This window comes from Acidovorax sp. ACV02 (genome assembly GCF_014851475.1).
In the GTDB taxonomy this organism is placed as follows: Bacteria; Pseudomonadota; Gammaproteobacteria; order Burkholderiales; family Burkholderiaceae_C; genus Acidovorax; species Acidovorax delafieldii.
In genome coordinates this window covers 1-26,328 of sequence record NZ_JACUZU010000005.1, presented here as the reverse complement: position 1 = coordinate 26,328, position 26,328 = coordinate 1, and the positions used below count along the sequence as shown (strand labels likewise).

30 protein-coding genes and 1 rRNA gene are annotated in these 26,328 nt (G+C 63.4%); 18 read left to right on the top strand and 13 right to left on the bottom strand.

What is annotated here, in order from left to right; all coding sequences use genetic code 11:
* The first annotated feature begins 2 nt into the window (after positions 1-2).
* The 12 genes from IB236_RS12910 to IB236_RS12855 all read left to right on the top strand — a co-directional run bounded on the left by IB236_RS12910 (position 3) and on the right by IB236_RS12855 (position 9,883).
* Entirely contained in the window at positions 3-827 is an 825-nt protein-coding gene (locus IB236_RS12910; RefSeq protein ID WP_225581139.1) for an ERF family protein, read from the top strand.
* Positions 820-1,554 (top strand): hypothetical protein, encoded by a 735-nt coding sequence (locus tag IB236_RS12905; protein ID WP_192421077.1) that lies wholly within the window; start codon positions 820-822, stop codon positions 1,552-1,554. Before IB236_RS12910 ends, IB236_RS12905 begins: the two co-directional genes overlap by 8 nt.
* Positions 1,555-1,563: 9 nt before the next feature.
* On the top strand, positions 1,564-2,661 hold the full coding sequence (locus tag IB236_RS12900; protein ID WP_192421076.1) for a hypothetical protein: 1,098 nt from the start codon (positions 1,564-1,566) through the stop codon (positions 2,659-2,661).
* Between the two features lie 92 nt (positions 2,662-2,753).
* A complete protein-coding gene (locus IB236_RS12895; RefSeq protein ID WP_192421075.1) occupies positions 2,754-3,038 on the top strand; it encodes a hypothetical protein in 285 nt (94 codons plus the stop codon).
* A gap of 63 nt (positions 3,039-3,101) precedes the next feature.
* Positions 3,102-3,593, top strand: coding sequence for a hypothetical protein (locus tag IB236_RS12890; protein WP_192421074.1), 492 nt, complete (start codon positions 3,102-3,104; stop codon positions 3,591-3,593).
* A 67-nt stretch (positions 3,594-3,660) separates the two neighbouring features.
* A complete protein-coding gene (locus tag IB236_RS12885) occupies positions 3,661-4,077 on the top strand; it encodes a hypothetical protein (RefSeq protein WP_192421073.1) in 417 nt (138 codons plus the stop codon).
* 39 nt (positions 4,078-4,116) lie between these two features.
* The gene (locus IB236_RS12880; RefSeq protein ID WP_192421072.1) at positions 4,117-4,923 is read left to right on the top strand and encodes a DUF2303 family protein; all 807 of its coding nucleotides are present in this window, start codon (positions 4,117-4,119) and stop codon (positions 4,921-4,923) included.
* A gap of 116 nt (positions 4,924-5,039) precedes the next feature.
* Complete coding sequence (locus IB236_RS12875) at positions 5,040-5,600, top strand: hypothetical protein (protein WP_192421071.1); 561 nt, start codon at positions 5,040-5,042, stop codon at positions 5,598-5,600.
* Entirely contained in the window at positions 5,597-6,229 is a 633-nt protein-coding gene (locus IB236_RS12870; protein ID WP_192421070.1) for a DnaJ domain-containing protein, read from the top strand. Before IB236_RS12875 ends, IB236_RS12870 begins: the two co-directional genes overlap by 4 nt.
* Before the next feature lie 126 nt (positions 6,230-6,355).
* The gene (locus IB236_RS12865) at positions 6,356-8,113 is read left to right on the top strand and encodes a DNA cytosine methyltransferase (RefSeq protein WP_192421069.1); all 1,758 of its coding nucleotides are present in this window, start codon (positions 6,356-6,358) and stop codon (positions 8,111-8,113) included.
* 67 nt (positions 8,114-8,180) lie between these two features.
* On the top strand, positions 8,181-9,281 hold the full coding sequence (locus IB236_RS12860) for a hypothetical protein (protein ID WP_192421068.1): 1,101 nt from the start codon (positions 8,181-8,183) through the stop codon (positions 9,279-9,281).
* Positions 9,281-9,883: a hypothetical protein gene (locus IB236_RS12855; protein ID WP_192421067.1), complete on the top strand. Its 603-nt coding sequence runs from the start codon at positions 9,281-9,283 to the stop codon at positions 9,881-9,883. Before IB236_RS12860 ends, IB236_RS12855 begins: the two co-directional genes overlap by 1 nt.
* Before the next feature lie 31 nt (positions 9,884-9,914).
* On the opposite strand, the gene IB236_RS12850 is transcribed toward IB236_RS12855, so the two are convergent.
* On the bottom strand, positions 9,915-10,523 hold the full coding sequence (locus IB236_RS12850; protein WP_192421066.1) for a hypothetical protein: 609 nt from the start codon (positions 10,521-10,523) through the stop codon (positions 9,915-9,917).
* Between the two features lie 81 nt (positions 10,524-10,604).
* Between IB236_RS12850 and IB236_RS12845 the strand changes: the two genes are divergently transcribed.
* The 6 genes from IB236_RS12845 (at position 10,605) to xth (ending at position 13,896) form a co-directional block, all read left to right on the top strand.
* Positions 10,605-11,687, top strand: coding sequence for a phage Gp37/Gp68 family protein (locus tag IB236_RS12845; RefSeq protein WP_192421065.1), 1,083 nt, complete (start codon positions 10,605-10,607; stop codon positions 11,685-11,687).
* Between the two features lie 199 nt (positions 11,688-11,886).
* Positions 11,887-12,204: a hypothetical protein gene (locus IB236_RS12840; RefSeq protein ID WP_192421064.1), complete on the top strand. Its 318-nt coding sequence runs from the start codon at positions 11,887-11,889 to the stop codon at positions 12,202-12,204.
* On the top strand, positions 12,201-12,587 hold the full coding sequence (locus IB236_RS12835) for a hypothetical protein (protein WP_192421063.1): 387 nt from the start codon (positions 12,201-12,203) through the stop codon (positions 12,585-12,587). The genes IB236_RS12840 and IB236_RS12835 overlap by 4 nt, the downstream gene beginning before the upstream one ends.
* Positions 12,584-12,805, top strand: a complete 222-nt coding sequence (locus IB236_RS12830) for a hypothetical protein (protein ID WP_192421062.1) — start codon at positions 12,584-12,586, stop codon at positions 12,803-12,805. The genes IB236_RS12835 and IB236_RS12830 overlap by 4 nt, the downstream gene beginning before the upstream one ends.
* The gene (locus IB236_RS12825; RefSeq protein ID WP_192421061.1) at positions 12,802-12,999 is read left to right on the top strand and encodes an AlpA family transcriptional regulator; all 198 of its coding nucleotides are present in this window, start codon (positions 12,802-12,804) and stop codon (positions 12,997-12,999) included. The genes IB236_RS12830 and IB236_RS12825 overlap by 4 nt, the downstream gene beginning before the upstream one ends.
* Positions 13,000-13,116: 117 nt before the next feature.
* The gene (gene xth, locus IB236_RS12820) at positions 13,117-13,896 is read left to right on the top strand and encodes an exodeoxyribonuclease III (RefSeq protein WP_192421060.1); all 780 of its coding nucleotides are present in this window, start codon (positions 13,117-13,119) and stop codon (positions 13,894-13,896) included.
* Between the two features lie 146 nt (positions 13,897-14,042).
* On the opposite strand, the gene IB236_RS12815 is transcribed toward xth, so the two are convergent.
* From IB236_RS12815 to rrf, 12 genes are all read right to left on the bottom strand, one after another.
* Positions 14,043-14,990, bottom strand: coding sequence for a PA2169 family four-helix-bundle protein (locus tag IB236_RS12815; RefSeq protein WP_192421059.1), 948 nt, complete (start codon positions 14,988-14,990; stop codon positions 14,043-14,045).
* Positions 14,991-15,218: 228 nt separating this feature from the next.
* On the bottom strand, positions 15,219-16,856 hold the full coding sequence (gene ntrC, locus IB236_RS12810) for a nitrogen regulation protein NR(I) (protein WP_192421058.1): 1,638 nt from the start codon (positions 16,854-16,856) through the stop codon (positions 15,219-15,221).
* Positions 16,857-16,907: 51 nt separating this feature from the next.
* The gene (gene glnL / locus IB236_RS12805; protein ID WP_192421310.1) at positions 16,908-17,933 is read right to left on the bottom strand and encodes a nitrogen regulation protein NR(II); all 1,026 of its coding nucleotides are present in this window, start codon (positions 17,931-17,933) and stop codon (positions 16,908-16,910) included.
* 81 nt (positions 17,934-18,014) lie between these two features.
* Positions 18,015-18,536 carry a hypothetical protein gene (locus IB236_RS12800; RefSeq protein WP_192421057.1) on the bottom strand — a complete coding sequence of 174 codons (522 nt, stop codon included), beginning with the start codon at positions 18,534-18,536 and terminating at the stop codon, positions 18,015-18,017.
* Positions 18,537-18,758: 222 nt separating this feature from the next.
* Positions 18,759-20,174: a type I glutamate--ammonia ligase gene (gene glnA / locus IB236_RS12795; protein ID WP_056067757.1), complete on the bottom strand. Its 1,416-nt coding sequence runs from the start codon at positions 20,172-20,174 to the stop codon at positions 18,759-18,761.
* 172 nt (positions 20,175-20,346) lie between these two features.
* Positions 20,347-21,168 carry a molybdopterin-binding protein gene (locus tag IB236_RS12790; protein WP_192421056.1) on the bottom strand — a complete coding sequence of 274 codons (822 nt, stop codon included), beginning with the start codon at positions 21,166-21,168 and terminating at the stop codon, positions 20,347-20,349.
* Complete coding sequence (locus tag IB236_RS12785; RefSeq protein ID WP_192421055.1) at positions 21,165-22,106, bottom strand: EI24 domain-containing protein; 942 nt, start codon at positions 22,104-22,106, stop codon at positions 21,165-21,167. Before IB236_RS12785 ends, IB236_RS12790 begins: the two co-directional genes overlap by 4 nt.
* A 35-nt stretch (positions 22,107-22,141) precedes the next feature.
* Entirely contained in the window at positions 22,142-23,155 is a 1,014-nt protein-coding gene (locus tag IB236_RS12780; RefSeq protein WP_056743692.1) for a sterol desaturase family protein, read from the bottom strand.
* Positions 23,156-23,252: 97 nt separating this feature from the next.
* Complete coding sequence (locus IB236_RS12775; protein ID WP_192421054.1) at positions 23,253-24,074, bottom strand: polysaccharide deacetylase family protein; 822 nt, start codon at positions 24,072-24,074, stop codon at positions 23,253-23,255.
* A gap of 23 nt (positions 24,075-24,097) precedes the next feature.
* Positions 24,098-25,084, bottom strand: a complete 987-nt coding sequence (locus tag IB236_RS12770) for a beta-propeller fold lactonase family protein (protein WP_192421309.1) — start codon at positions 25,082-25,084, stop codon at positions 24,098-24,100.
* A 276-nt stretch (positions 25,085-25,360) separates the two neighbouring features.
* Complete coding sequence (locus IB236_RS12765; RefSeq protein WP_192421053.1) at positions 25,361-26,113, bottom strand: 16S rRNA pseudouridine(516) synthase; 753 nt, start codon at positions 26,111-26,113, stop codon at positions 25,361-25,363.
* A gap of 97 nt (positions 26,114-26,210) precedes the next feature.
* Positions 26,211-26,323, bottom strand: a 5S ribosomal RNA gene (gene rrf, locus IB236_RS12760).
* Positions 26,324-26,328 lie beyond the last annotated feature (5 nt).

Sequence of the window (26,328 nt, the reverse complement as noted above, 5' to 3'; positions counted from 1 at the left end):
ACATGAACGACGCCGCAACAGCAACCGCCGATGTGCTGACGCTGGAACCACGCCAGCCCCACCATCACCCGCTGGCCACCGCCGAGCCCAGCTCCCTGCAGATGGCCGATACCGCGCCCGCCTCGCTGATGATGATGGCACTGAGCCGGGGTGCAAACCTCGATCAGATCGAGCGAATGATGGAGCTGCAGCAGCAGTGGGAGCGCCACGAAGCCGAGAAGGCCTACAACCTTGCGCTGGCCGCCTTCAAGGCCGAGAACATCAAGATCACCAAGAGCAAGCTGGTGGATTTTGAAACCCGCGTAGGCCGCACCACCTACATGCACGCCGAGCTGTCTGATGTGGTTGACGCGGTGGGCCCCGCCCTCTCGCGCCATGGTTTCGGCTGGTCGTGGAAGCCCGAGCAGTCAAACGGCCTGATTCGCGTGTCCTGCATCCTGCGTCACCGCCTGGGCCACCAGGAATCGGTCACGTTGGAAGCTCGCGCTGACGAGTCCGGGGGAAAGAACGCGATTCAAGCCATCGTGTCCACAACCACCTACCTGTCACGCCATACGCTCAAGCTCATCACCGGCACGGCAGAGAGCGACGAGGACGACGATGGGGCGGGTAGTGCCCCACCGCCTGAACAAACGATGCTGGAGCAGTGGACAGAGCAGGTCAAGGCCACCAAGACACGCGCTGCGCTCACCGATGTGATGCGCAAAGCGAAAGACGTGTTCAAGGTTGCAAATGACTTCGCGGGCTACCAGTCGCTGATGCACATCATCACCCAGCACGGCAACAGCCTGCCCGCTGACCCTCCAGCACAACCCGCCCATGCGTGACATTCGTTTCCGATGCTCCAGCCTGGGGCACCTGATGACGGAGCCGCGCACCAAGGCCGAGGGCGACCTGTCCATAGGGGCGCGCTCCTACATCCGCCAGCTGGTCAAGGAAGAACTGTTCAGCGTGGAGTTTGAGGTTTCCAGCAAGGAAACCGACAAGGGCATTGCGGTGGAGAACACCGCCATCGCCCTGCTGAACAAGGTGCGCGGCCTGAATCTGGCGAAGAACACCGAGCGCCGCCGCAACGAGTGGATCACCGGCGAGTGCGACCTGTTCGACGCTCCCCGGCGCCGTGGGCACGACATCAAAGCACCATGGTCCCTCAAGACCTTCCCGGCATGGACCGTTGACGCCATCGACCCGCTCTACGACTGGCAGATGCGCGGCTACATGATGCTCTGGGACGCGGACGAGTGGGAGGTGAACTACGTCATGGTGAACACCCCGGACGAGCTGATCCGCAACGAGCCCATGGAGCTCCACCTGGTTGACCACATCCCGCCGCAGCACCGGATTACCACCTGGGTCATTGAACGCGACTTCCAGAAGGAATCGCTGATCCGCCACCGCTGTGAGGCCGCCCGTTCGTACTACGAGCAGCTGATCCGCGAGTTTGACGACACACACCGCATGGACGTGATCGACGTTCAGGCCAAGGTCGTCACCCCACCCCCACAACTTTCCAGCACAGCCGCCTCGCGCGTGCTGCTACCCACCCTTTTCTGAGGAGATTTCATGACTGAAACCGCAACCCCCACCACCGCCGTGGCGCAACAGCAGGCCAGCAACATCGCCACCAAGCCCATGTCCATCAAGGACACCGTGCTGGCGCAGTTCAAGGAAACCGAGGCCGGGCTGCGGGCCATGGCCGAAAAGTACCGCAATGTGGTCTATGACGTGACCACCACAAAGGGCATGAACGATGCCAAGGCTGCCCGTGCCGAGCTGCGCGACGATGGCCGGCGCATGCTGACCCGCACCGAGGCCGCCGTGAAAGCCGACGTGAACGAACTCAAGAAGGTGATGGGCGACGAAGTGGAGCGCCTGGTTGCCATCGTGAAGCCGGTCGAGGATGCCATTGATGCCCAGATCAAGGCCGAGGAAAAGCGCAAGGCCGATGAGAAGGCCGAGCGCGACCGCAAGGAGGCCGAGCGTGTCGGCGCCCACCGCGCCAACATCGAACAGCTCAAGGCCTACGTGGAGCAGGCCGAGGGCCAGCCGGTGGAGGTGATCGAGAAGGCTATTGCCGCCCTGGGCGATATGACCTTTGGCGAGGAATGGGAGGAATTCGCGCAGGAGGCCGAAGCTGCGTGCCTTGCCACCGTGCAACGCCTGCTGGCCATGGTCGAGAGCGAGAAGACCCGTATCGAGAACGCACGACTGCAGCGCGAACTGGAGGAAGCCCGTGCCGCACTGGCTGCCCAGGCGCCCGCCCCCGCACCTGCACCTGTGACCGAATCAGCGCCCGCATCAGCCCCGGTGGCTTTCGAGGTGGAGCCATGGGGCGACGACGAACCCGCCGCCCTGCCTGCGGCCGAGCCCGTTGACCCGCTCGCCCCGGCCCGCCAGCGCGTGAGCAGCTGGGCCGCCGCCCGCAATGCCCCAGCCCCCGCGCCTGTCGTGGAAGCCGCTGCTCCTGGCCTCAACTTGGGCACGATCAATGAGCGCCTGGGCGGCGCCATCACCACCAGCGCCGAGGGCTTGCGCATCCTGGGCTTTGAGCCCGCTGGCAAGGTGGGTGCCCATGGCGTGTACCGCGAGGCCGATTTCCCTCTGATCCTGGCCGCCATGGTGCGCCACATCGAGGCCGTGCAGGCTAAGGCAGCCGCGTAACTATCCCGGGACCGATCCAGACCTTTCACTCCAGCACCCAACACCACCAAAGCCCGCCGCGTGCGGGCTTTCTCATGCCCCAAGGAGCATCCATGAGCGACACGACTGACCCGAACAAGCCCGGTGTGCACCGCGCTACCAAAGAAATCAAGACTGGCGGCGCAGGCGATCTGGCTGACAAGGTCATTGACCTGATGAACGAGTGCTCTGACGCACATGGCGTATTCACCGCTCTCTACGGCGTGCTGTATGCCGCTGGCTCTGCAATGGCTTGCGCTGGTGTAGCCCTGGATGAGCGGATAGACCTGCGCCAGCAGTTGAACCCTTTGTTCTCTGGTTACGACGACCAGCGCGCAAGCCGGGCCAAGAAACACTGATCTCACCACCCCACCGGCCCGCCCTCTGCGGGTCTTTTTTTGCCTATCTCAAGGAGAACCTCAATGTCCGCAACCTCTACCCGCCCTCCCATGAGCGCCATGCTGGCAGCCCTGCTGCTGGCAGACATCATCGCCTCCATTCCCGACACCGCCCCTGGTGCCGATGGTCTTCCCCCTGGCCTCAAGGAACTGCTGTCAGCCAAGTGCGATGACCCCACCTGCGACGCCTGCCACCCGACCACGGCGGGCGAGCAGAAGGTAAATGCCACTGCCGAAGCGGCAGAAGAAACCGAGCACCGACACGTCAACGCCGCTGTCGAGATCCCGCCCGATGTGGCCGAGCTGGTGGGCATGGCCAAGCCCGGCTTCGACCCTGACAGCCTGGAAGGCCACACCCGCCTGCTGGCAGCCGCTTTCATCATCAACGTGCGCAAGCTGGGCGAGCAGCCGGTGAACACCTTCCCCAAGGCCGCCGCCACCATGAGCGGCATCCGCTACGTGGAGAACACCGTTCTCGCCGCGCTGTCCACCTTCGCCACCCTGGCAGGCAAGTAAGCCCTCGCCGTCGCCCCATTCCCGCAACCGGCCCGCCACTGTGCGGGCCATTTTTTTGGAGTGACCCATGAGTACCACACTCAAATCGCCCACGCTGCAGACCAAGCGCAAGCCGTTCACCGACTTCTTCAAGCAGCTGGATTTCGGCAACCTAGAGCAGGAAGCCACCGACGCGCTGCAGGACATCGTGCACGCGGGCACACAGACCGGCAAATCCGGCGAGCTGACCATCAAGATCAAGGTGAAGCCCATCGGCAACACCGGCCAGGTGGAGCTGGAAGCCGATGTGAAGGCCAAGGTACCGCAGCCCACGCGCGGCAAGACCCTCATGTTCGCCACGCCGGACAACAACCTGCAGCGCGAGAACCCCCGCCAAACCACGCTGGACGGCCTGCGCACCGCCGACCAGGAAGCCGCCGCTCGAACCGAGCTGCGCACGGCGCCCGCCGCCGACGACGCGCAACCCCTGCGCGCCGTCCACTGATCCCCATTCCATCAACCCGTTCCAACCAGGAGAAAACCCATGGGACAACAAGAGAAAACTGAAACCGAAGCCCGCGACGAGCTGGCCGCGTGCAATCAGGGCGGCTACCAGTTTGCTGGCACCCCCGGATTCATCCTGCCCGAGGGCTATGAATTCAAGGAGCTGTCTCACCTGCTCCCAGCGCCGACCCGCAAAAAGGGCACCACCACGCTGAACGACGCAGAGAGCTTCATCGCCGTGGTCAACGACCAAAAGGCGGAAAGCAGAACGCGCCTGTTCAGCACCATCGACCCGCCAACCTTCACCGCCGTGTTCAACCACATCGGCGCCGAAGCCGGTTGGGGCGACCACCGTGCGCGCTACAACGCGCCGCTGTCGCCCGAGTGGAAGGCATGGAACGGCATGAACGGCGTTCACAAGTCCCAGGTGGAGCTGGCCCAGTTCATCGAAAACAACCTGGTGGACGTGGTGAACCCGGACGGCGCCACCCTGCTGGAAATCTGCCGCACCCTGGAAGCCAAGAAGAAGGTGAACTTCGCCAGCGCCATCCGCCTGTCGGACGGCTCGCACCAGTTCACCTACGAGGAAGACGTTCAGGGCACCGCGCAGAAGGGTCAGCTCAAGGTGCCCGAGGAATTCATCATCGGCATCCCGGTGTTTGAAAACGGCGCCAAGTGGCAGCTGAATGTGCGCCTGCGCTACCGCATTCAAGACGGTGGCCGCCTGACCATGTGGATCGAACTGATCCGCCCGCACAAGACCATCGAGGCCGCCGTGGCAGAGCTGCGCAAGCAGATCGCTGACGAAACCAAGCTGCCGATCCTCAACGGCACCCCCAACACCTAACCCCCAAGCCCCGCCCGCCACCCGCGGGCAGGCCGGGCCATGAGCACAGGGCGCGCCGCGCTCTGTCCTGATTGCCTGGAGAACCCATGGAACGACGACAGAGAGACATCCACACCATGGCCGAGCAAGCCGGCCTTTCCCCCGTGCGCTACGAGCGCAAAGCCAACCGGGCCACGCTGCTGTGCCTGGCAGAGAACGGAGCGGAGCGCGTTTTCAGTATCAGCATGGGCTCGCGCAGCGACGCACGCGGCGACTTGAACGAGCTGAGCGCCATGAAGCGCTTCGCCCGCGAAAACGCCCTGCCAGTGCCCGTCATCACCAATCGAACCACACCCAAACCCGACGCCATCACCATGACCAAAACCACTGCTCAAGCCGCGCTCGATCCCGTTGCCTTCTACCGCGCCTGCGAATGGCTCAAAGGCCAAAAAATGTCCGCGTTCTCCAGCCTGGAAGGGCTGACGCTGCAGGCGGCACAGCATGTCGGTACCGCTGTGACCGAGGCAGACATGAAGCTGGTGATGACCACTCTGAACGTGCAGGAGCCCGCGCTCTGGAACGAGCCCAAAGACCCGCAGGCCATCCTCGTGCGCGAGCTGTCCACGATCATGAAGAAGCTGGGCGAGACACCCTCCCCTGCGTTCGACCGATTGGCCGCGAGCCTGCTGCGGGTATGAGCCGCCCCGATCACTACGCCACGCTGGGCGTGGCACCTGATGCCAGCTTGGACGACATCAAGCGTGCATACCGCCGCGCCGCGCGCCACGCGCACCCAGACCGTGGCGGGAACCATGAGCGCATGCAGGCCCTGAACCAGGCCAAGGAAGTTCTGACCGACCCCGCCCGCCGTGCACGCTACGACGCCGGGGAAGACGGCCAGGCCACAACCGAGGAAGAAGGCGCCCGAGAGCTGATCCGCAAACTGTTCGCGGAGGCGGTGGACATCGACAAGGATGACCCCGTGGAAGGCGTGCGCGAAGCATTGCAGGCAGGCCGTGCCGGTGCTGCCGTCAAGGCCACCACGCTGCGCCAGTCCATCCGGCGCCTGGAGGCCCAGCGCGACAGGGTGAAGGCCAAGACCGAGCGCAATGTGTACCTCGAAGTGATCGAGTCGCGCATCGCATCGGCCCGCGAAAACATCAAGGCCATGGAAACCACCGAGCGCATGGCCACCATGGCGCTGGAAATTCTGGCCGCCGAATACGAGCGCGGGCCTGGCGTGGAGCCTGCGCGCCCTCGCAGCGATATGGTGGACGCGATCCGCTACGGGCTACTCCCCGAAAAGCCCACCTGGCGCAGCTACTGACGGACAAAAAAGCCAGCCGGAACTGCTGGCCCAGCACAACGACGACCGCAGCAACCCCACCACACAGAGCCCGCACCACGCGGGCTCTTTCGTTTCTGGCCCGCCCCGGGCCCAACCGGAAGAACCATGCTCACACCTCAATTCATCCTGGCCCTGTCCGCCAAACTGGTGATCGACCTCTTTGCCGGCGGTGGCGGCGCCAGCACCGGCATCGAGCAGGCCATTGGCCGGCACGTCGATGTGGCGATCAACCACGACGCCGACGCCATCGGCATGCACGAGATCAACCATCCGCAGACCCGGCACTACCGGGAGGACATTCGCCGGGTAGATCCTCTGGCAGTCACGCGCGGCGAGGCCGTGGGCCTGCTGCATGCATCCCCAGATTGCACCCACCACAGCCAAGCGCTGGGCGGCCAGCCGCGCAGCCAGGAGATCCGCTCGCTGGCCTGGATGGTGCACCGCTGGGCGGGCAAGACCCGGCCCGATGTCATCACGCTGGAGAACGTGGAGCAGATGCTGCAGTGGTCCCCACTGGTGGCGAAGCGCGATCCGGCCACCGGCCGCGTCATCACTCTGGACAAGGTGATAGGCGCCAACGGCAAGCCCACCTACCGCGTGGCCGACCCCGGCGAGGTAGTGCCCCGGGGCAATCAGTTCCTGGTGCCCGACCCCACGCGCAAGGGCCACAACTGGGACCACTTCGTGGAAGGCCTGCGGGCCATGGGCTACAAGGTCGAGTGGCGGGTGATCTGCAATGCCAAGGTGGGCTGCCGCAGCACGCGCACCCGGCTCTACATGATCGCCCGCTGCGATGGCCTGCCCATCGTCTGGCCCGAGCTGACCCACGCCAAGAACCCCACGGGCAAGCTCAAGCCGTACAAGCAGGCCGCCGAGTGCATCGACTGGAGCATCCCGGGCACCAGCATCTTCGGCCGCAAGAAGGAGCTGGCCGAGGCCACCATGCGGCGCATCGCCTACGGCATGAAGCGGTTCGTGTTGGAGAGCAAAGATCCGTTCATCGTGGACGGCGCGGCGCGCACGCTGGTGCAGACCGGCTACGGTGAGGCAGAGGGCCAGGCCCCGCGCGCCATGGACATTCAGTCAGCCATCGGCACGATGGTGGCGGGCGGCATCAAACACGCGGTGGCGTCTGCCTACCTTGTGCAGGCAGGCCACGGCGAAGGCTCCGGCGACAGCAAGCGCCGCAGCTACGGGGTGAACGACGTGACGGGCCCCGTGGGCACAGTCACCGCCAGCGGCGGCGGCCAGAGCCTGGCGACGGCCTTCATGGTGCAGGCCAACGGCGGACACAACACCGTGCACGCCCGCGACCTGCGCAACGGGGTATCGACCATCACCACCAGCGGCAGCCAGCAGCAACTGGCCGTGGCCCACCTCACCACCCTGCGCAAGCACAGCATCGGCCGCGATGCGCGCGACCCGGTGCCCGTGGTATCTGCGGGCGGCGAACACCACGCCCTGGTGCAGTACGAGCTGGGCAAGGAAGACGAGGCGGGCGCCCTGCGCTGCGCTGCCTTCCTCATGCGCTACCACGCCAGCGGCGGCCAGTGGGCAGACCCGCGCGACCCCATGACCACTATCACCACGCACGACCGCCTGGCGCTCGTGACGGTGTGGCTCAAGGGCGAGCCCTGGGTGATCGTGGACATCACGCTGCGCATGCTCACCCCACGCGAGCTTTACAACGCCCAGGACTTCCCGCCCGACTACGTGATCGACCGCACATCCAGCGGAAAGAAGCTCACGAAGACCGCCCAGGTGCGGATGGCTGGCAACAGCGTCAGCCCGCTGCCCATGCGGCTGATCGTGGCGGCGAACTACTCCGAGGCGGCCAACGGCGCGATGCGCAAGGCCGCGTAGTGCTGCATAAAACATAGCTGCTAGCGCTTGTTGGTCAAGCGCTGCGCCCAAATATTGAGGAATAGACATGACGAACCAACAAGGGGCGCCAGAAGCGCTGCGTGTAGAGGCCGCATACGGCGGCGACGGCAAGTTCATCGGCTATCGACTGCTGTCATCAGGAGCGCCTGGCGGGTTGCTGGTCTGGGCAGACCAAACGGTCATGTCGGGATTCCGCATTGGCGATCACTTCGTCCCTGACTATCAGGAAGTCATTGAGTACAAGCCTGTCGCCCTGGTAGAGGCACAGCAGCCCGCCCCATCGGCTGCGGCACCGGTCGGCGAAGCGCCGCTGCCGTTGCTGGTTCGTGACATTGCCGCCGACCTCGGGACCACACCGATTCAGGTTTGCACAGCACTCGCGCAGCTGGGCTTCGGTGGACACAGCGTGAATATGGCCGTTACGCCACGCATGGCCAAGAGCCTGCGCGCGTACTTTGCGTCCACCACGCCCCAGGCAGACAGCCAGCCAGCGCCAGTGCAAGACATGGAGTTGCCAGAGTCTGTTGTGGACGCCGTAGCAGCCGCGCTTGGAGACGCTTATGACTGCACGCGCACTTGGTCAGCATGGAGCTACGGCACTATGGGCAGCGATGATTTCTTGCTAGTGGCCGAAGACGGGGAGCGAGTTGCAGAGATTGCCCGCGCCGCCATCAACGCATACCGCGCAGCCCGTGCCCCGGCAGACAGCGTGACGGCACCAGCGGGGGCAACGCTGCACCAGATCATTGCCGCTGCGAAGGAACTGCATGCCATTGACAACCCGGATGGTGAGCCCGAGTGGGCTGCATTGCGGCAATGCGAAGTCGATGTGTGGCGCGCTCGCGCCGAGCGGGTTCTTAAAGCAGCCGCCCCCACCCCACCCGCCCAGGCGGCAGACAGCGTGCTGGAGGATGCGGACCCGATCCGAGCGCTGATTGCAGAGCACGCCGCAGTCCTTGACCAGAACGAGTCGGCCTACTTCGAGCTGTGCTACCACCGCGCGACCGGCTGGATGGCATGGATCACCGACAAACCCCTGTGCATGCCGCCCGTGGTCAACCCGGACCGCAAGGTGCTGGCGCAGGGCCAAGGCCATACCGCTGACGAAGCGTGCCGCGACGCAGCCCGCAAGCAAGGAGGTGCGTGATGGGAGGCGATCAGGAAGAACTGCTGGAGCTGTTGCACACCCCCATCCGCCCACCGCGAGCGGGCACACCCGGCGAGGGCATCTACCTGCAGCTCTGGCAGGACTACATGGCCGCCGACCCAAACCGCCTGCATTCCATCCTTTGGAGCACGGGCAGTAGCGTTGGCCAGCGCGAGGCCTCGGTGTGCGCCTCTTTCATGAGCTTCATGGGATGCAACTGCGGGAGCGGCTTCACGCACGCTGCCGAGCAGATGCTGACTATCGGCGTTCAGAGCAGTCCATCGACCAGCGCCGAGGGGCGTTTCCTGATGGCCTGGGCACTCGAAAACAAGCGCTATCGAGGCGTCAACGGTGGCATCCGCACCATCGAGGCAATGCTGGCGAAGTCTGATGCTTTCGTGGCCACGTCCTTTGACCGCCGAGTGGATTGGGATGCGTTCTCCGACATCACCACCACCGACTACGACACCGTGGAATGCATGGTTGCCTGGTGGGCTTGCCGTGACGCCACAGAAATGCGTTCCATCGCCAAGCCAATGATCGAGGCCGAGACCAAACGGATTCAGAGCCGTCTATTCAAAGCCAAGGAACCGTCTGCCTAACAGGCCCCGCCCCGTACACGGCGCTTCTGCTCTATACGGAAATTGTTCGCTCCCGGATTTTGGAGGCTAGTTCAGTCAAACACGTCAGTCGATGCTTGACGCTCTTCGCATGAAAAAGAAGAGCGGTCTCGTCGTTGCGATCAAGTATCCCAACCAAAAAATCCAGCTCGCAATGAAAATCTGCAAGGTGTTTTGCTAGGTCGGGATCATGCGCTGCGACAGTACGGATCTGATCGAATTTGATAGCGCGCAGTGAGCGAATAGAGCGCAAAACTTGGATCCTGGCGTCAGGCCTCGATTCATGCTCGCCGGCTGGCAGATGAGCAAGAGCAACGCGCAACAGCCCTTCATTGGTTTGCAAGACCTCCGAGTGAAATCTGATTGTGATGTCAGCATCGTCTGCTGCTTTCTGCAACTCTTCACTCCTTTTCCTCTGTCGCTCCTTCCATGGAAGTGCTATGGCGATGGCCAATGCCAGCATTGCTCCAACGGCCTGAACCCAGGCCGCCAAATCTTGCGACGTTTTTGGCCAGAACACGAAAAGACATGGATACGCAGCATGAAGTGCAAATAGCCCGACCACTCCGAATAGGGAAGTGACGACAACCAGGCGCGCGTCAATTTCAAAAGCAATCTTCATCGGCTCCCTCCACTGTTTGGACCGATGTTATTCCGATCACCTGCCCCGCTCATGCGGGGTTTGTCATTTCTGGAGAGCCACATGGCCGAGAACACCAAGATCGAATGGACCGATCACACTTTCAATCCCTGGATTGGCTGCACCAAAGTCGGCCCAGGCTGCGACCACTGCTACGCCGAAAACCTCATGGACACCCGCATGGGCGTGGCCGTGTGGGGCCCAGGCAATTCGCGCGTGCGCACCAAGGAAGCCAACTGGAAGATGCCCCTGCGCTGGGATGCCCAGGCCGATGCCTTCATGTCCCAGCACGGCCGCCGCCAGCGGGTTTTCTGCGCATCCCTGGCCGATGTGTTCGACAACGCAGTAGACCCACAGTGGCGCATCGACCTGTTTGACCTCATCCGCCAAACACCGAATCTTGACTGGCTACTGCTGACGAAGCGCGTGGGCAACGTGAGCCAAATGCTGATGGATGCGGCAAACGCCACGGTAGGCACGGGCGCGTTGAATCTGTGGCTCACGCAATGGGCGTTCGGGACCAACCCTCCGAGCAATGTTTGGCTAGGCGCCACCATCGTGAATCAACCCGAGGCCGACCGCGACATTCCAAAGCTGCGTCGGGTGCCCGCCCGCGTGCGGTTCCTGAGCATGGAGCCGCTGCTGGGGCCGGTCAACCTTCACGCTTGGCTGTGCACACACGGCGACACAGCGAAGCCCGAGCAGCACATGGGCGCATGGTGCACGCCTCGCAACGACTCCGTGAGCTGGGTGATCGTCGGCGGCGAGAGCGGCCCTGGCGCTCGCCCCATGCACCCCGACTGGGCCCGCAGCCTGCGCGACCAGTGCGAGGCTGCTGGCGTTCCGTTCCTGTTCAAGCAGTGGGGCGACTGGAAGCCCATCAGCCAGATGGAAGAGGAGGAACACGGCGCGCTCTACAAGCCCAATGTGATCGCCCAGCCGCACGAAAGCCAGGACAACCTGAACGAAATCCATGGGCGTCGCTGCACGGTGAACAGCACGGTTCAGCACCTGGACGGCAGCGTGCATCACTTTCTGGAGCCCAACGCATTCCCGGCCGGGGCCATGACGATGTTCCACATCGGCAAGAAGGCCGCTGGTCGCCTGCTCGACGGCCGCACCTGGGACGGCTTCCCCGCCCCATGACCACCGCCCCTGACTGGGACGCCGCAGACAAGGCCTACCAGGCACACCACGCAAGCTGCCCCACCTGTCGCGCGGCCGGCGCCAACCCCAACCACCTGCAGCGCTGCCCCACCGGGGCGCCGCTGTGGGCCACCTATCAAGCAGCGGGCATGCCCCCGCATTTCACCTGGCTGCGGAAGCGGCCGGGAAGGACAAAACCATGATTACCCAAGAAACAGCCGCCCTGATTTACCACGCTTACCGCGAACTCGAAGCGGGCCAGAAGCTGCTCGATGACATGAAGACTATCCGAGAGCGCGAACATCTGGACAAGACAGCGCCGACCATCAGAGACGCCTTCGGCCAACCCCGGCACCTGCAGCTTGGAATCCCGAGCGGCGAGAACGCCCACCGCATCCTCAATGTCTCGCCCGTGCTGGCCGAATCCGTGATCCGCGCGCACATCGAGAACAAACGCGCCGAACTGGCCACCATACAGGAGCGTGCTCGCATCGAGCTGGAAGGCGGTGAAGGATGAGCAAGATCGACTACACCTGGCTGGCCTCCGCACCGCACAAGCCCGATGTTTACGTGACGCGGATCAACAGCTCCAAGATCCACAGCGTACGCTACTGGGACGGCGAGCGCTGGTACGACATTTCCCTGTCTGGCACTACCAGCCGGGGCAGCAGCACGCCGTTCCAGTGGCCTAAGAAAGCGCGCGTCAAGATCGGATGGCGCAAGAAATACCCCCTGTCCCTTCGCAAGATCACGAACCAGGCCGCTATTCAGTGGGGCACCCCGTACCGCGTCTATGACGAGAAGGAGGTGCTGGCCTACTTGGTGAAAACCGGGCGCCTTCCCACCGACTGGCGCACCGCGTACCAGATCGAAATGCGCGCCAAGCTGGGGGATGCATGACCACGCGCCCCTCCCTCTCGCCCGCCCAGCGCAACGCGCTATGGCGGGCCACGGTGGGGCAACAGCCCTCCAAAGACCACCGCACCCTGCAGGCCCTGCACCGCAAGGGCTTGCTCCAAGGAATCGACCACAAGCCGACAGCAGCGGGCGCCGCGTATTTCGCCCTGCCCGCCAGTTCGTGCCAACCCCGTGAAATGCAAGGAGCCAGCACAGCATGAACACCGCACAACACCAACTCGCGTACCAGATCAACCGGGCGGCAGAAAAGCTCGATGTCTCACGCTCGACCATCTACCGGCTGGTCAACGACAAGCACTTGACGCTGGTGAAAGTCGGCAAGCGCGCCAGCCGGATCACGGCGAAAAGCATCCACGATTACTTGGCATCCCGGGCAGGCGACAATGCCAAGTAGGCCCACGGCGCACGGTTCGCCAAGGGCAATAAATTCGGGTAGCTAGCTGGGTAGCCAGCTGTAAAAATCCCAACACAACAAGCGCAACCCGTTGATTCAAATAAGGTTTTACTACCAATGCAAATTGCCACCTGGAACGTGAACTCCCTGTCGGTGCGCCTGCCCCAGGTGCTGGCCTGGCTGGCCGCCAACCCGGTCGATGCCCTGTGCCTGCAGGAGCTCAAGCTCACCGACGACAAGTTTCCCCACGACGCGTTGAAAGAGGTCGGCTACGAAGCCGTGGCCTTCGGCCAAAAGACCTACAACGGCGTGGCCATCCTGAGCCGCCACCCGCTGCGCGATGTGGTGCGCAACATCCCCGCCTTTGGCGACGAGCAGGCCCGCGTCATCGCCGCCACGCTGGACACGTCGGCAGGCCCGCTGCGCCTGCTCAACGGCTACTTCGTCAACGGCCAGGAGCCGGGCTCGGAAAAGTTCGCCTACAAGATGCGCTGGCTGCAGGCGCTGCAGGACATGGTGCGCGCCGAGATGGCCGCCCACCCGCGCCTGGTGCTGGTGGGCGACTTCAACGTGGCGCCCGAAGACCGCGACTCGTACGACCCCGAGGGCCTGCGCGAGACCATCCACCACACCACCGAAGAGCGCAACCACTTCCAGGCCCTGCTGGCCCTGGGGCTGACCGATGCCTTCCGCATGTTCGAGCAGCCCGAGAAGAGCTATTCCTGGTGGGACTACCGCATGCTGGGTTTTCAGAAAAACCGGGGCCTGCGCATTGACCACATTCTGGTGAGCGAGGCCCTCAAGCCCACGGTGACGGCCTGCGTGGTGGACCGCGCCCCGCGCAAGAACCCACAGCCCAGCGACCATGCGCCGGTGGTTGTCACGATGAGCGCCTGATGCACCCTTGAGCCGCTCCGCACGCGATGCAAAAAAGGCTGCCAGAGGAATGCTCTGGCAGCCTTTTTCTTGGGGTCAGCCCTCAGCGCAGCAACCGACGCCCGGTCAGGTGCGGTTTACCCAAGGGTCGCCCTTGGCACCTGGGATCAGGGCCGGGGCGAGAACCCGTCGCGCAGCGCACGCACCTCGTCGTGGTTGCGCTGGGCGCCTTGGGCCTGGCGCTCCACCAGAGCGCGCACATCGGCAGGCAGCGTCGCCTTCAGCGCCTTGCGGTAGCGGGCCACCGCAGCGTCCTCGCCACGTTCGCACTCTTCGAGCACGGCCTTGTCGTCCTGGGTGGACAAAGCGGTCTTCACCGACACCCAGCCCCGGTGCAAAGCGCCCGCCACGGTCCCCCCCTGCGCGGGGTCGCCATTGAGGCGGCGGATCTCGTGTTCCAGCTCCACGGCGGCAGCCGCACACTCGCGCGAGTGGCGCTGGAAGATGCCCTTGAGCTGGCCCGACTCTGCGTGCTCGGCACAGGCATGGAAGCCGTATTCGCCGTCACGTGCAGACTCCAGCAGGTCGTTGAGCACATCGACCACGTCTTCGGCGTCGATCACGTCCATCGGGCGGTCGCTGGCCAGCGCAGTGCGGTTGGCGGCGCGCTCCCACGCGGCGCGGGTGGCCGGGCGCACATCGGTCCAGGCCAGGCCGTCGCTGCCGTGGCGTGCACGCCAGTCGTCCGCCAGGCGCGGCTCGATGGCGTCAAAGTCGCCCTCGTAGCGGCCTACCGACGACCAGCCCAGTTCATAGGCAGGACGGTATTGGTCGTACGTGCGGCCGCCCACGTAGTAGGGCTCGCGGTGGTAGGTCTCGCGCCAGTACGCGTCTTCTTCGGTGGGGTTGACGGCCTCGGCAGCAGCCTTGCCTGCCAGGCCGCCCGCCACAGCACCCGCCACGCCACCAATGGCAGCGCCGATCGGGCCGCCAAAAGCACCTGCAGCAGCCCCGGCAGCGGCGCCCCCGAGGGCGGCGCCCACGCCCGTTCCGACGGGGTGAGCACCTGGCTCATTGGTCAAGGGGTCACGGTTGGCATCGTTGAAATCCGACATAGGAACATCTCCGGTTGGTTGACAGTGACTTCATTGTTGAAGCCACCTCCGGAGTGCCGGGTCGGCCCAGGGAGGGCCTGCATGTAGGACATGGCCCGCCATGCAGTGCGATGCGCAGCGCGCATCCGGGCCGGGTTACAGCGATGCCACCAGCGATATAGTGGCACCTTGTATTGCTACGATTTCAATAGCTGCAGAGGCATGATAAACATGCACCTGCGGCCATTTTCATACTTCATCCGGCGCGTCCAGCCCCAACTCCTGGATCTTGCGGGTGATGGTGTTGCGCCCAATGCCCAGGCGCTGCGCGGCCTCCATGCGACGGCCGTGGGTGGCCACCAGGGCCGTGCGGATCAGGCGCGACTCAAAGCGCCGCGTGAGCGCATCCCACACCTCGGGCTGGCCGCCTGCGAGCAGTTTTTGCGCTTCGGTTTCCAGTGCCTGCTCCCAGCTGTTGGCAGCAGCCACAGGGGCCGCGGCGGCGTCGGCCGACCAGGACGCAACGGCCGCAGGTGCAGACGCCGACACTGGAGCGGACACCTGCGCTGCAGGGTGCAGGCCCCCCACCAATTCGGGTGCAGGCTGCGCCACTGGCGCAACGGGCGCCAGCGGGGCCACCGGCATCGATGTCACCGTGGCCGCCGCAGGCTCGGCGCCCGCCGTGGCGCGCACGGGCGGCTGGTACACCGGGGCTTCCAGCACCTCGGGCGGCAGGTCCTGCAGCGAGATCACCTGGGCAGGCGCCATCACCGTGAGCCAGTGGCAGATGTTCTCCAGCTGGCGCACGTTGCCCGGGAAGGCAAACTGCTCCAGCCGCGCCAGTGCCGAATCGGCAATGCGCTTGGGCTCCACGCCCAGCTGCCGCGCGCTTTGCTGCAGAAAGTGGCGCGTGAGCATGGGCACGTCTTCATGCCGCTCGCGCAGCGCGGGCAGGCGCAGGCGGATCACGTTGAGGCGGTGGAACAAGTCCTCACGGAAGCCGCCTTCCTTGACGCGCTGCTCCAGGTTCTGGTGGGTGGCGGCGATCACGCGCACATGGGCTTTGACGGCCGCATGGCCGCCCACACGGTAGAACTGGCCGTCCGACAACACGCGCAGCAGGCGCGTCTGCAAATCAAACGGCATGTCGCCGATTTCGTCGAGGAACAGCGTGCCGCCCTCGGCCTGCTCGAAGCGGCCGCGCCGCTGGGTCTGGGCGCCGGTGAAGGCGCCGCGCTCATGGCCGAAGAGTTCGCTCTCCAGCAGGTCCTTGGGAATGGCTGCGGTGTTGATGGCCACAAAAGGGCCGTCTGCCACGGGCGAATGCTTGTGCAGCGCGCGCGCCACCAGCTCCTTGCCCGAGCCCGATTCGCCGGTGATGAGCACCGTGACCTGACTTTGCGACAGCCGCCCGATGGCACGGAACACGTCCTGCATGGCGGGCGCCTGGCCCAGCATTTCGGGGGTCGCGGTCTGGCGTTCTTCGGTGACTTCTTCGCGCTGGCTTTCTTCCACCGCGCGGCGGATCAACTCCACCGCCTTGGGCAGGTCAAACGGCTTGGGCAGGTATTCGAACGCGCCGCGCTGGAAGGCCGACACCGCGCTGTCGAGGTCGGAGTACGCCGTCATGATGATGACGGGCAGGCCGGGCTGCAGCTCGCGCACCTTCTCCAGCAGTTGCAGGCCCGAACCTCCGGGCATGCGGATGTCGCTCACCAGAACCTGGGGGCCCTGGCGCGCGGGGTCGCCTGCGGTGACATCGGCCAGTGCGTCCAGCACTTCGCGCGGGTGCGTGAAGCTGCGCGTGGGCAGGTTCTCGCGGGCCAGCGCCTTTTCCAGGACGAAGCGGATCGAGGGGTCGTCATCTACTATCCAGATCGGCTTCATATGTTTTTCTTACCTTCCCTGTGGTTGCGTGTCAGGGACCGTCATGCGCTGTCAGGGCAAGGGGATCAGGATTCGGAAGTCGGTGCGACCCGATACGCTGTCGCATTCGATCAACCCATGGTGGCGCTGCACGAAGGTTTGCGCCAACGTCAGCCCCAGCCCTGATCCGCCGTCCCGACCCGACACCAGCGGGTAGAAAATCCGCTCTTTGATGGCATCGGGTACGCCCGGTCCGTTGTCGATGACATGCAATTCCAGTGCCAGCCGATAGCGCTGTCGGCCGAACGTGACCTGGCGGGCCACACGCGTGCGCAGCGTGATCACGGCATCCCCCTTGGCGATGCGCTCTGACAGCGCCTGGGCTGCGTTCTGCACGATGTTCAGCACCGCCTGAATGAGCTGCGCGCGGTCCCCGCGAAACTCAGGGATGGAGGTATCGTAGTCGCGCTGCACCCTGAGGCCCTGCGGGTATTCGACCAGCACGAGCGAACGCACGCGCTCGCACACCTCGTGGATGTTCACATCGCCCACCAGATGCGGGTGGCGATGGGGCGCGAGCAGCCGGTCCACCAAGCTTTGCAGGCGGTCGGCCTCGTGGATGATGACCTGGGTGTATTCGGTGAGCTCGCGGTTATCGAGCTCCATCTCCAGCAGTTGCGCCGCGCCCCGAATGCCGCCCAGCGGGTTCTTGATCTCATGGGCCAGGTTGCGGATCAGCTCCTTGTTGGCCTGGGCCTGGTCACGCAGGCGCTCTTCGCGGTCCTGGCGGGCCTGCTGCTCCAGCGGCCACAGCTCCACCAGGATTTCGCCCACCTGCTCGGCATCGGCCACGTTAACATGCACGGGCACCGGGTCCTGGTGCAGGCGCTTCAGGCTGGCCTCGTAGCGCAGCGCGGCAAAGTCCTTGCCCCGGGCGCCCGCCAAGGCCGTCTGCAGCAAGGCGGGGTCGGTAAAGAAGGTAGAGAAGTCCGCCCCTTCCAGGGTGCGGCGCGAGAGGCCCAGTGTGTTTTCCAGCGCGGCATTGGCAAACTGCACCGCGCCATCGTCAGCGCGCAGCACCGCCACCAGGGTGGACATCAGGTCCAGGGAATGAAAACGCCCGGTGTCAGTGCCGGGAAGGTCGGAGGAAGAAGGGGCACTCACACGCAATCACCGCTATCAGTTGGTGGGTGCAGCAGGGGCAGGCAGGCGGGCAATCTCGCGCTTGATACCCGCAATGTCACTCTCGCTGCGGGCCACGCTGGCCTTGAGCTCGGCCGTGCGTTCGGTGTAGCGCTGGGGGTTGCGCAGATCGAGTGCGTTGCGCTCGGGGGCGCCGTTGTTGTATTCCTTGAGCAGTTCGACATGGCGCGTTTCCGCCTTGCGCAGCTCGGACTCCAGAATCGCGCGGGCATCCGAGTCGCGGGATTTTTGTTCGTTGTTGCTGACGCGTGGAGCGTTGGCAGGCGAGGTCGCAGACGACGGGGCTGCCGCACCACCCGCTGCAGGAGCTGCGGCAGACGCCGGGCGGGTGCCCTGCACAACGGTAACGTTGCCCCCCTCCACCAGCTTGCAGCCGCGCTCCTTGGCTTGCTGGGCATTGTTGGTGTATTCGTTGCCGCAACGGTAGATGCGGTCTTGCGCCTGGACTGCGGGGACGGTCGCGGCGATGAGGAGCAGGGTGATGAGCGTTTTATTCATTCGGTTTCCTCGCACTGACATGCAGGGGACAGGGGAGTATCTCCCAATCACCCTACATCTCCAATCCAACAAGGGCAGACCCTTGAAGGGCTGTGTATACGGATGCAACACCTGGCGTCTTGGTTCCGCCGCACGCGTTCGGCGCAGGTAGCGCCGCCGTCCGCCCATGAAAAAAGGCGGCTTGCGCCGCCTTTTCTTGAGCAATGGTCTGCAGGCAGACGATTACAGGGAGTAGTACATGTCGTACTCGACAGGGTGCACTGCCATGCGGAAGCGGGTCACTTCGTTCATCTTCAGATCGATGTAGGCGTCGATCATGCTGTCGGTAAACACGCCACCCTTGGTCAGGAACGCGCGGTCCTTGTCCAGATGTTCCAGGGCCTGGTCCAGGCTGTGGCACACGGTGGGCACCAGCTTGTCTTCTTCTGGAGGCAGGTGGTACAGGTCCTTCGTAGCGGCTTCGCCAGGATGGATCTTGTTTTCCACGCCGTCCAGACCGGCCATCAGCAGGGCTGCGAAGCCCAGGTAGGGGTTCATCAGTGGATCGGGGAAGCGGGCTTCCACGCGACGGCCCTTGGGGTTGGCCACGTAAGGGATACGGATCGAAGCGGAACGGTTCTTGGCCGAGTAGGCCAGCTTCACCGGGGCTTCGAAGTGAGGCACCAGGCGCTTGTAGCTGTTGGTACCGGGGTTGGTGATGGCGTTCAGGGCACGTGCGTGCTTAATGATGCCGCCGATGTAGTACAGCGCGAAGTCCGACAGACCAGCATAGCCGTCGCCAGCGAACAGGTTCTTGCCGTCCTTCCAGACGGACTGGTGCACGTGCATGCCGGAGCCGTTGTCGCCGTGGTAAGGCTTGGGCATGAAAGTGGCGGTCTTGCCGTAGGCGTTGGCCACGTTGTGGATCACGTACTTTTGCAGGATGGTCCAGTCGGCGCGCTCAACCAGGGTGCTGAAACGGGTACCGATTTCGTTCTGGCCAGCGCCCGCCACTTCGTGGTGGAACACTTCGACCGGGATGCCCAGGGATTCGAGGATCAGGGACATCTCGGCGCGCATGTCTTGCGTGCTGTCGACGGGAGGCACTGGGAAATAGCCGCCCTTGACGGTGGGACGGTGGCCACGGTTGCCGCCTTCCAGCTTGGCGCCCGTGTTCCAGGGGGCCTCGTACTCTTCGATTTCGTAGAACGTGTTGTTGGGTTCGGTGCTCCAGCGCACGCCGTCGAAGATGAAGAATTCTGGCTCGGGACCGAAGTAGGCCGTGTCGCCGAGGCCGGAGGCCTTCAGGTAGGCTTCAGCGCGCTTGGCAATGGATCGGGGATCGCGGTCGTAGGCCTTGCCGTCGGTGGGCTCGATCACGTCGCAGGTCAGGATCAGCGTCGTTTCTTCAAAGAACGGATCGATGTTGGCCGTGCTCGGGTCGGGGATCAGCTGCATGTCGGAGGCTTCAATGCCCTTCCAACCGGCGATCGACGAGCCGTCAAAGGCATGGCCCGAAGTGAACTTGTCTTCGTCGAAGTGAGAGACGGGCACCGTGGTGTGCTGTTGTTTGCCACGGGTATCGGTGAAACGGAAGTCAACGAACTTGACTTCGTTCTCCTTCACCATCTTCATCACGTCTGCAACGGTCTTGGCCATCAGGTTCTCCTGGATAAAGCGCTTGTTGAAAAAAGAGTTTGCCGAAATAAAAGCAGTTTGCGTGCCAGCCGAGTGCAGCACCGCACTATGAAGGAGCGCTACCCGCGACAGGTCGGCGTGGCATGCGCCAAAAAGCACCAATACGGTGCAATCCATCTACGAAATCTGAGTCTCACAGGTTGCGCACCAATTCAGGGCCGCAATTTGCACCAAATTCGTGCAATCCTGTTTTCAAAGCCTGCCATGCAGCAGGCACCGAGGACGCTGGCCCTTTGACACCCAGTTCGATATGCCGCCCATATTGTGGATGATCTACGCTGGGCAAACTGAACACCCGCACATCCGGGTGCGATTTTTCAATCTGCTCCATGAGGGGCGTCAAGGCTGCCTCCATCGCACCATAAACCACCACCGACTGCTCGGTCTGCGGTGCCCGGTTGAAATGGGCTGCGTAGTGCTGCTCCAGCACCCACTCGATCATGGGCCAGGCCATGACAGGGAAGCCCGGAACGAAGTGCACTGCACCGCCCCCAGCCCCGTCGCAACTGAAGCCGGGAATCTTGTTGTAGGGATTGGGAATGATGCGCGCGCCCACCGGGAACATGCCCATATTAAGGCGATGTACGTTATCGGACCGATCCGGCTCATAGGGCACGCCCTGCTCGCGCGCCACATCCTGCATGCGTTCGCGGATCAGCGCCTCGGCTTCTGGGTGCAGGGCCAGATCCCGGCCCAGGGCACGTCCAGCACATTGCCGCGTGTGGTCGTCAGGGGTTGCGCCAATGCCGCCACACGAGAACACCACATCGGCCGACGCGAACGCCCGCCGCAAAGTGGCCGTGATGCGGTCCGGGCTGTCGCCCACATAGTCGGCGTAGGCCAGCGACAGGCCCCGCGCCGATAGCAGCTCGATCACCTTGGGCATGTGCTTGTCGGCCCGTTTGCCCGACAGTATCTCGTCACCGACGATGATGAGACCAAAGGTGGGGGTCATGGTGGATTGTCTCCAGGGTTCGGATTTGCAGGGGGCGGCAGCACGGGGGCTGAGGGTGCCGCCATGTTCAGAGCTGGCGCGTCTTTGGGATGCGCGGCCGCTTCGGCCAATGGGGCGTGCCCGGTCGTCGGCGCCATGGTGGACCGCTCGGCACGCAAGCGCTGCAGGGCGGCCAGACCGTAGTGCGTGAACCACAGCGAGGAAAACGCGAACACCAGGGTGTAGATCCAGATCGCCAGCGGCACCAGCACAAAAAACGCGGCGGCAAACACCACGCCCGATGCCCACACAATGCTGGGCGCCGCCCCGAGATAGCCTGTGACAATACCAATGCCCAGCAGGCTACTGCGATGGCGGCGGAATATCTCCAGGCGCTCTTCCTTGCTGGCGTGGTCTGCCAAGGCGTCGAACACCATCACACGGTAGGTCAGCCAACCCCAGATCAGCGGCGGCAGGATGAGCACCAGCGGCGGCACCAGCCATAGCGGAACGGACACCACCAGCGCCACCAGCGCCAACACCGTGGACCCTACCGACCAGGCCACACTCGCAATGAAAGACCCGCCCTTCTTGCGCTCCATATCCGGAAACCGCCGCGCAGCCACCAATGCCACCAGAGCGGGGGTCATGAGTACCGCTACGGCCAGCAGCGACACCACCACCAGTACAGGCGCCACGGCCAGCACCACCATCAACGGCGCCATGACAGCAGTCACATCCCCCAGGCCCCAGCCCTGAAGCCAACCCCAAACGCTGGCCAGCAACGAGGACGCATCGAGCAATGCGCGCATCCCCTGCACCGCCGCGTCCCAGTAGAAGTAACCCAGGCCGAGTGCCAAAACGGCGATCAAGAACAGAGGCAAGAGCGACAACGCAATCACCCGCGGACGCAGGCAATAGGCAGCGGCACGCCAGAAAGAATCAAGCAGTAATCCCATGGCGGCAAGCATACAGGCAGCGCCCGCCAAGCCGCTCAGGCCTTGCCCAGCAACCTCAGTACGCCCCGCCATTGCTGGGACCAGAACCCCGCGCCGTAGTCGCGCACACGGCCATCGGGGCCCGGCTCGACCTGGTCGCGCACGCCCGTAGGGTCAAAGCGCTTTTCAAAGTTGGCCGTGCCCATCAGCATGTCCCACCAAGGCAGAAGCACCCCGAAGTTGTGCCCGCCGAGCACCACACGCGGCGGCGTTGCTGCTTGGCCCGATGTTGCCTCGGCCGAAGGCTTGACCGTCTCGTGGCCAATGCCAATGCTATGGTGCCGCCGGTGAAATCGGGGGCTGATCCAGAGCCGCTCACCCACCTGACCAAACCACAGCCGCACGTTGGCGTGCTGAAAGCTCTCGCTGAGCTGAGTGATGGCCACGATGGCAATGAACTGCCCCGGCGCAACGCCAATCAGCTGCGCCACCGTCACCAGAATCACGTCGCGCAGCAGGTCATCGAGCAGGTGGTTGCGGTTGTCGCTCCACATCGTCATCTGCTGCTGTGCATGGTGCAGCGAATGCAGGCGCCACCACCACTCAAAGTGATGCTGCCCCCGGTGGATCCAGTAGTCCACAAAATCGAACACCACCAGATACAGCAGCAAGCTGACCCAGGAGATGTCCGTCACACCCGGCCAGAGGCCATCGAGCTGGAACGTGCTGACACCCGCCACACGCAAGGCACCAAACAGTGAATCCGCCAGCGGATCCACCGTGAAAAACAGCGCCAGCCGGAACAGTCCCAGCCGGTGAATCAGGGTGTAGAGGATGTCAGTGCGGATGGTGGCACGGTCATTGATCTGCTCCACCGGCCACCAGCGCTGCATGGGGCCAATCACAGCCACGATGACCACCAGCTGCAGCAATCCCACCAGCAGCCAGCCGGAGGCCTCATAGCCGTTCTCCAGCAGGCTGGCCAGCCCTGTGGTGAACATCAGCGGCTGCAGCACGCTCTCAAAAAGCCATTGCTGCACGCTGTCAAATACACCGCCTAGCCATCCCATCGTGTCGCGCTCCCTGGCACCTGGTTAATCATGCAAACATGCGGCGCGTGCGCCCTCAGTCACGGCGCACGCAATCCAACTTGATCCCACAGCCCATCTAGCGAACCTGAGCCGCTGCGGCCGCATAGTCAGGATGATCCCGCAAGGTACGAAAGCAAAACCCTCGCTGCTTGAGCCCTTCAATCAAAGGCTCCAGCACAGCGGGCGCCCAGGCGTCCTTGCGCGACCAGATCCCCAGGTGCGCCAGCAGGATGTCGCCACTGCGCACATCACGCAGCGCCTTGTTCAGCAGCGCGGTGTTGCTGGCCGTCTCACTGGGTAGCTCATCTCCCAAGAAGCCGGCAGGCGACCACCCCACATGCGCGTAACCGCAGGCCTTCGCGCTGGCAATCAATTGTGCAGAGGTCTTGCCGCCAGGCGCGCGGAACAGGGGCAAAGGCGTCTTGCCGGTAATGGCCTTCAAACGATCCGCAGCACGGGCAATTTCTTCGCAGTATTCAGCTGCGGACATCACAAAGCTTTGACCCTCACGCTGTCCCGCCGAGGGACGGACCCGAAACGCCGGATGCGGCGCGCTGCCAGCATCGGCACGCCAGTAGGTGTGATTCCAGGTGTGGGAGGCAAACTCATGGCCCTCCGCGGCGCGTGCACGCCACCACGGGGCCCAATGGTCTCCAAGACTTCCATCGCCTTCTTTCGTGCGCTCGTTTGCAGCAAAGAAGGTCACGTGCACCTGCTGGCGCCTGAGCACCTCAGCCACCAAAGGCGCCACTTCCATGTGGCCAGTGTCAAAGGTCAAGTACAGGGGCTTTTTGCAGTCATTTTGGGCGGTAGCGCTAGTGAAACATGCCCAAATAGCTATCAACACAATAGCATCGCGACGCCTGCTGCGTGATCCACGAAAAGCGCTGAGGAACATACCGCTGACCGACTGTACAGCGCTCAACGTGGCGCGTGTTGCAGGGTCCATACGCCGTGGGGCGATTTACCCACGTTGACCTGGCGCACCACCTTCTTTGCCTGGGTGTCCACCACAGACAGCTTACGGGCCCAACGCGAACTGACGTAGATATAACGGCCATCCGCCGAAACATCCATGCAATCGGGCCCGCCCGGCACGGGGTACGACTCGACGACTTGCTGGGTGTTCATGTCGATCTTGCTGATCGAGTTGGCCACGCGATTGCTCACATACAGGTGGTGCCCGTCGCCAGCAGCGCGAAAGGCGTGAGCACCGTTGCCTGTCTTGATCCGCTTGACGCTGACCGCTTCACGCCCGGAGATATCGAACACCTCCACACTGTCACCGCCCGTCAGTCCTACAAACAGGTGCTTGCCATCGGGACTGCCGTAGACATCCGCAGGCATGGGGCCTGTTTTGATACGCCATTTGATGGTCTGGGTGGCAATATCAATCGCCACCAGTTCGTCACTGTCCTGCATGGTCGAATAGACGGTGGTGCTGCGACTATCGATCCATAGATGGCTGGGGGTGCGCGATGTGGCCACGCGCTGCACCAGGGTCAGGTCCTTGCCGTCCCAGCGGTAAAAGTCCACGTGATTCAGACGGTTGGCGGCCGTGATGAACCATTTCATGTCGGGACTGAATCGCAGATGGTAGGGGTCCACAATCCCACGTACGGTTCGCTGCACCTCGGCGGTACGGGGGTCCACAAACGTCAGCGTGTCACCGAGCGCGTTGGCCACGATGATCGACTTTTCATCGGGGGTCAGATACAGATGGTGCGGCTCTTTACCTGTAGGTATGCGGGCCGTCTCAGTCCAGGTCACCGGGTCGATGACGCTGACGTTGGCCTCCAGAGAATTGAGTACAAAAAGCGGCGGAGCGCCCGCCGCCACACTGGCCAAGGAGTAACACCACCCACCAAGGGCCACAACGCAGATGCGTGCAATCGAGAGAATCTTCACAAAACCACTTTCAACACAGCCTTGAAGTGTAGCGCCGCGCCCAGCGCGGACCCGAGCGACAACACGTAACATCAGGGTGATCATGCTCTCTTTGACTCAGGTCATCACGGTATTGACGCTGCCTTGGGTGCCAGGGCATCTCGCAGGGCGAGACCACAACTTGCCAGCAGAGCTCTCCCAGCGTCGGCAGTCAAGGCATCAACGACATGAGGCACAATGCCCCGGCCGCGCGCTCTGAGCCAGTCAAAAGACTGGCGACTCCTCCAGATAACATGCTCAAGCATTGCTGTTCAACAGTGCCAAATCGGAAGCATTGAGCCATCGCCATTGGCCGGGGGCCAAATCCGCAGGCAAATCCATACTTCCAATGCGAGAGCGATGTAGCCCCTCCACCCTATTGCCAACCGCTGCAATCATCCGCTTGACCTGGTGGTACTTGCCCTCAGTCAGCGTCATATCCAAGCGATGGGAATCCACGATGGAGCAGTTTGCAGCACGCACCGGCTTGGGATCATCGTCCAGCACAACCTCCGCCAACAATTTCGACACCTGTGTCTCGTCCACCGGGTGTTTGGTCGTCACTTGATAAACCTTCGGAACATGCTTCTTGGGCGAACTCAAGCGATGAATGAATTGCCCGTCATCGCTCAATAGCAACATACCCGTTGTGTCCTGATCAAGGCGCCCTACCGCCTGCACTCCTTGTACCGCACTCTTCGTGGGCCGCTGGCGCAACGGCGGAGGCAGAAGCGTGTAGATGCTGGGGTACGTAGAAGGCTTCTGAGAACACTCCGTGCCGGCGGGTTTGTGAAGCAGCACGTAGGCTTTGGCGTGGAACGGCCAATCCACACCCTGCACACGTAACAGCAGTCCTTCAGTCTCATAGCCTGCGGTAGCCTCCGTGCAGAGCACGTACTCGGCATTGGGCGAAGATGCCTCACGCACCGAGACCCATCCCTGCTGAATAAGGCCTGCGCAAACACGACGCGTACCAAAACCTTGGGAATACAGAATGTCTTGTAGTTGCATGGTCAATACCCGGGGGTCAGCGAGAAGGGATGATTTGTTGTTATCCCAAAGCAAAAAACCCCAGTCATATCTGACTGGGGTTTTCTGGGCTGTAAGAGCCTGACGATGACCTACTTTCACACGGGAACCCGCACTATCATCGGCGCAAAGTCGTTTCACTGTCCTGTTCGGGATGGGAAGGAGTGGGACCAACTTGCTATGGTCATCAGGCATAA

Bases quoted from the DNA above. Each gene is read 5' to 3' on its own strand.
- IB236_RS12865 (WP_192421069.1), top strand. From the start codon at position 6,356: ATGCTCACACCTCAATTCATCCTGGCCCTGTCCGCCAAACTGGTGATC.
- IB236_RS12875 (WP_192421071.1), top strand. From the start codon at position 5,040: ATGGCCGAGCAAGCCGGCCTTTCCCCCGTGCGCTACGAGCGCAAAGCC.
- glnA (WP_056067757.1), bottom strand. From the start codon at position 20,174: ATGGCCAAGACCGTTGCAGACGTGATGAAGATGGTGAAGGAGAACGAA.
- IB236_RS12800 (WP_192421057.1), bottom strand. From the start codon at position 18,536: ATGAATAAAACGCTCATCACCCTGCTCCTCATCGCCGCGACCGTCCCC.
- IB236_RS12840 (WP_192421064.1), top strand. From the start codon at position 11,887: ATGATTACCCAAGAAACAGCCGCCCTGATTTACCACGCTTACCGCGAA.
- IB236_RS12900 (WP_192421076.1), top strand. From the start codon at position 1,564: ATGACTGAAACCGCAACCCCCACCACCGCCGTGGCGCAACAGCAGGCC.
- IB236_RS12830 (WP_192421062.1), top strand. From the start codon at position 12,584: ATGACCACGCGCCCCTCCCTCTCGCCCGCCCAGCGCAACGCGCTATGG.
- IB236_RS12870 (WP_192421070.1), top strand. From the start codon at position 5,597: ATGAGCCGCCCCGATCACTACGCCACGCTGGGCGTGGCACCTGATGCC.
- IB236_RS12910 (WP_225581139.1), top strand. From the start codon at position 3: ATGAACGACGCCGCAACAGCAACCGCCGATGTGCTGACGCTGGAACCA.
- glnL (WP_192421310.1), bottom strand. From the start codon at position 17,933: ATGTCCACCCTGGTGGCGGTGCTGCGCGCTGACGATGGCGCGGTGCAG.
- IB236_RS12890 (WP_192421074.1), top strand. From the start codon at position 3,102: ATGTCCGCAACCTCTACCCGCCCTCCCATGAGCGCCATGCTGGCAGCC.
- IB236_RS12905 (WP_192421077.1), top strand. From the start codon at position 820: ATGCGTGACATTCGTTTCCGATGCTCCAGCCTGGGGCACCTGATGACG.
- IB236_RS12895 (WP_192421075.1), top strand. From the start codon at position 2,754: ATGAGCGACACGACTGACCCGAACAAGCCCGGTGTGCACCGCGCTACC.
- IB236_RS12785 (WP_192421055.1), bottom strand. From the start codon at position 22,106: ATGGGATTACTGCTTGATTCTTTCTGGCGTGCCGCTGCCTATTGCCTG.
- IB236_RS12880 (WP_192421072.1), top strand. From the start codon at position 4,117: ATGGGACAACAAGAGAAAACTGAAACCGAAGCCCGCGACGAGCTGGCC.
- ntrC (WP_192421058.1), bottom strand. From the start codon at position 16,856: ATGAAGCCGATCTGGATAGTAGATGACGACCCCTCGATCCGCTTCGTC.
- IB236_RS12790 (WP_192421056.1), bottom strand. From the start codon at position 21,168: ATGACCCCCACCTTTGGTCTCATCATCGTCGGTGACGAGATACTGTCG.
- IB236_RS12815 (WP_192421059.1), bottom strand. From the start codon at position 14,990: ATGTCGGATTTCAACGATGCCAACCGTGACCCCTTGACCAATGAGCCA.
- IB236_RS12885 (WP_192421073.1), top strand. From the start codon at position 3,661: ATGAGTACCACACTCAAATCGCCCACGCTGCAGACCAAGCGCAAGCCG.
- IB236_RS12850 (WP_192421066.1), bottom strand. From the start codon at position 10,523: ATGAAGATTGCTTTTGAAATTGACGCGCGCCTGGTTGTCGTCACTTCC.
- xth (WP_192421060.1), top strand. From the start codon at position 13,117: ATGCAAATTGCCACCTGGAACGTGAACTCCCTGTCGGTGCGCCTGCCC.
- IB236_RS12780 (WP_056743692.1), bottom strand. From the start codon at position 23,155: ATGGGATGGCTAGGCGGTGTATTTGACAGCGTGCAGCAATGGCTTTTT.
- IB236_RS12825 (WP_192421061.1), top strand. From the start codon at position 12,802: ATGAACACCGCACAACACCAACTCGCGTACCAGATCAACCGGGCGGCA.
- IB236_RS12765 (WP_192421053.1), bottom strand. From the start codon at position 26,113: ATGCAACTACAAGACATTCTGTATTCCCAAGGTTTTGGTACGCGTCGT.
- IB236_RS12775 (WP_192421054.1), bottom strand. From the start codon at position 24,074: ATGTTCCTCAGCGCTTTTCGTGGATCACGCAGCAGGCGTCGCGATGCT.
- IB236_RS12860 (WP_192421068.1), top strand. From the start codon at position 8,181: ATGACGAACCAACAAGGGGCGCCAGAAGCGCTGCGTGTAGAGGCCGCA.
- IB236_RS12855 (WP_192421067.1), top strand. From the start codon at position 9,281: ATGGGAGGCGATCAGGAAGAACTGCTGGAGCTGTTGCACACCCCCATC.
- IB236_RS12835 (WP_192421063.1), top strand. From the start codon at position 12,201: ATGAGCAAGATCGACTACACCTGGCTGGCCTCCGCACCGCACAAGCCC.
- IB236_RS12845 (WP_192421065.1), top strand. From the start codon at position 10,605: ATGGCCGAGAACACCAAGATCGAATGGACCGATCACACTTTCAATCCC.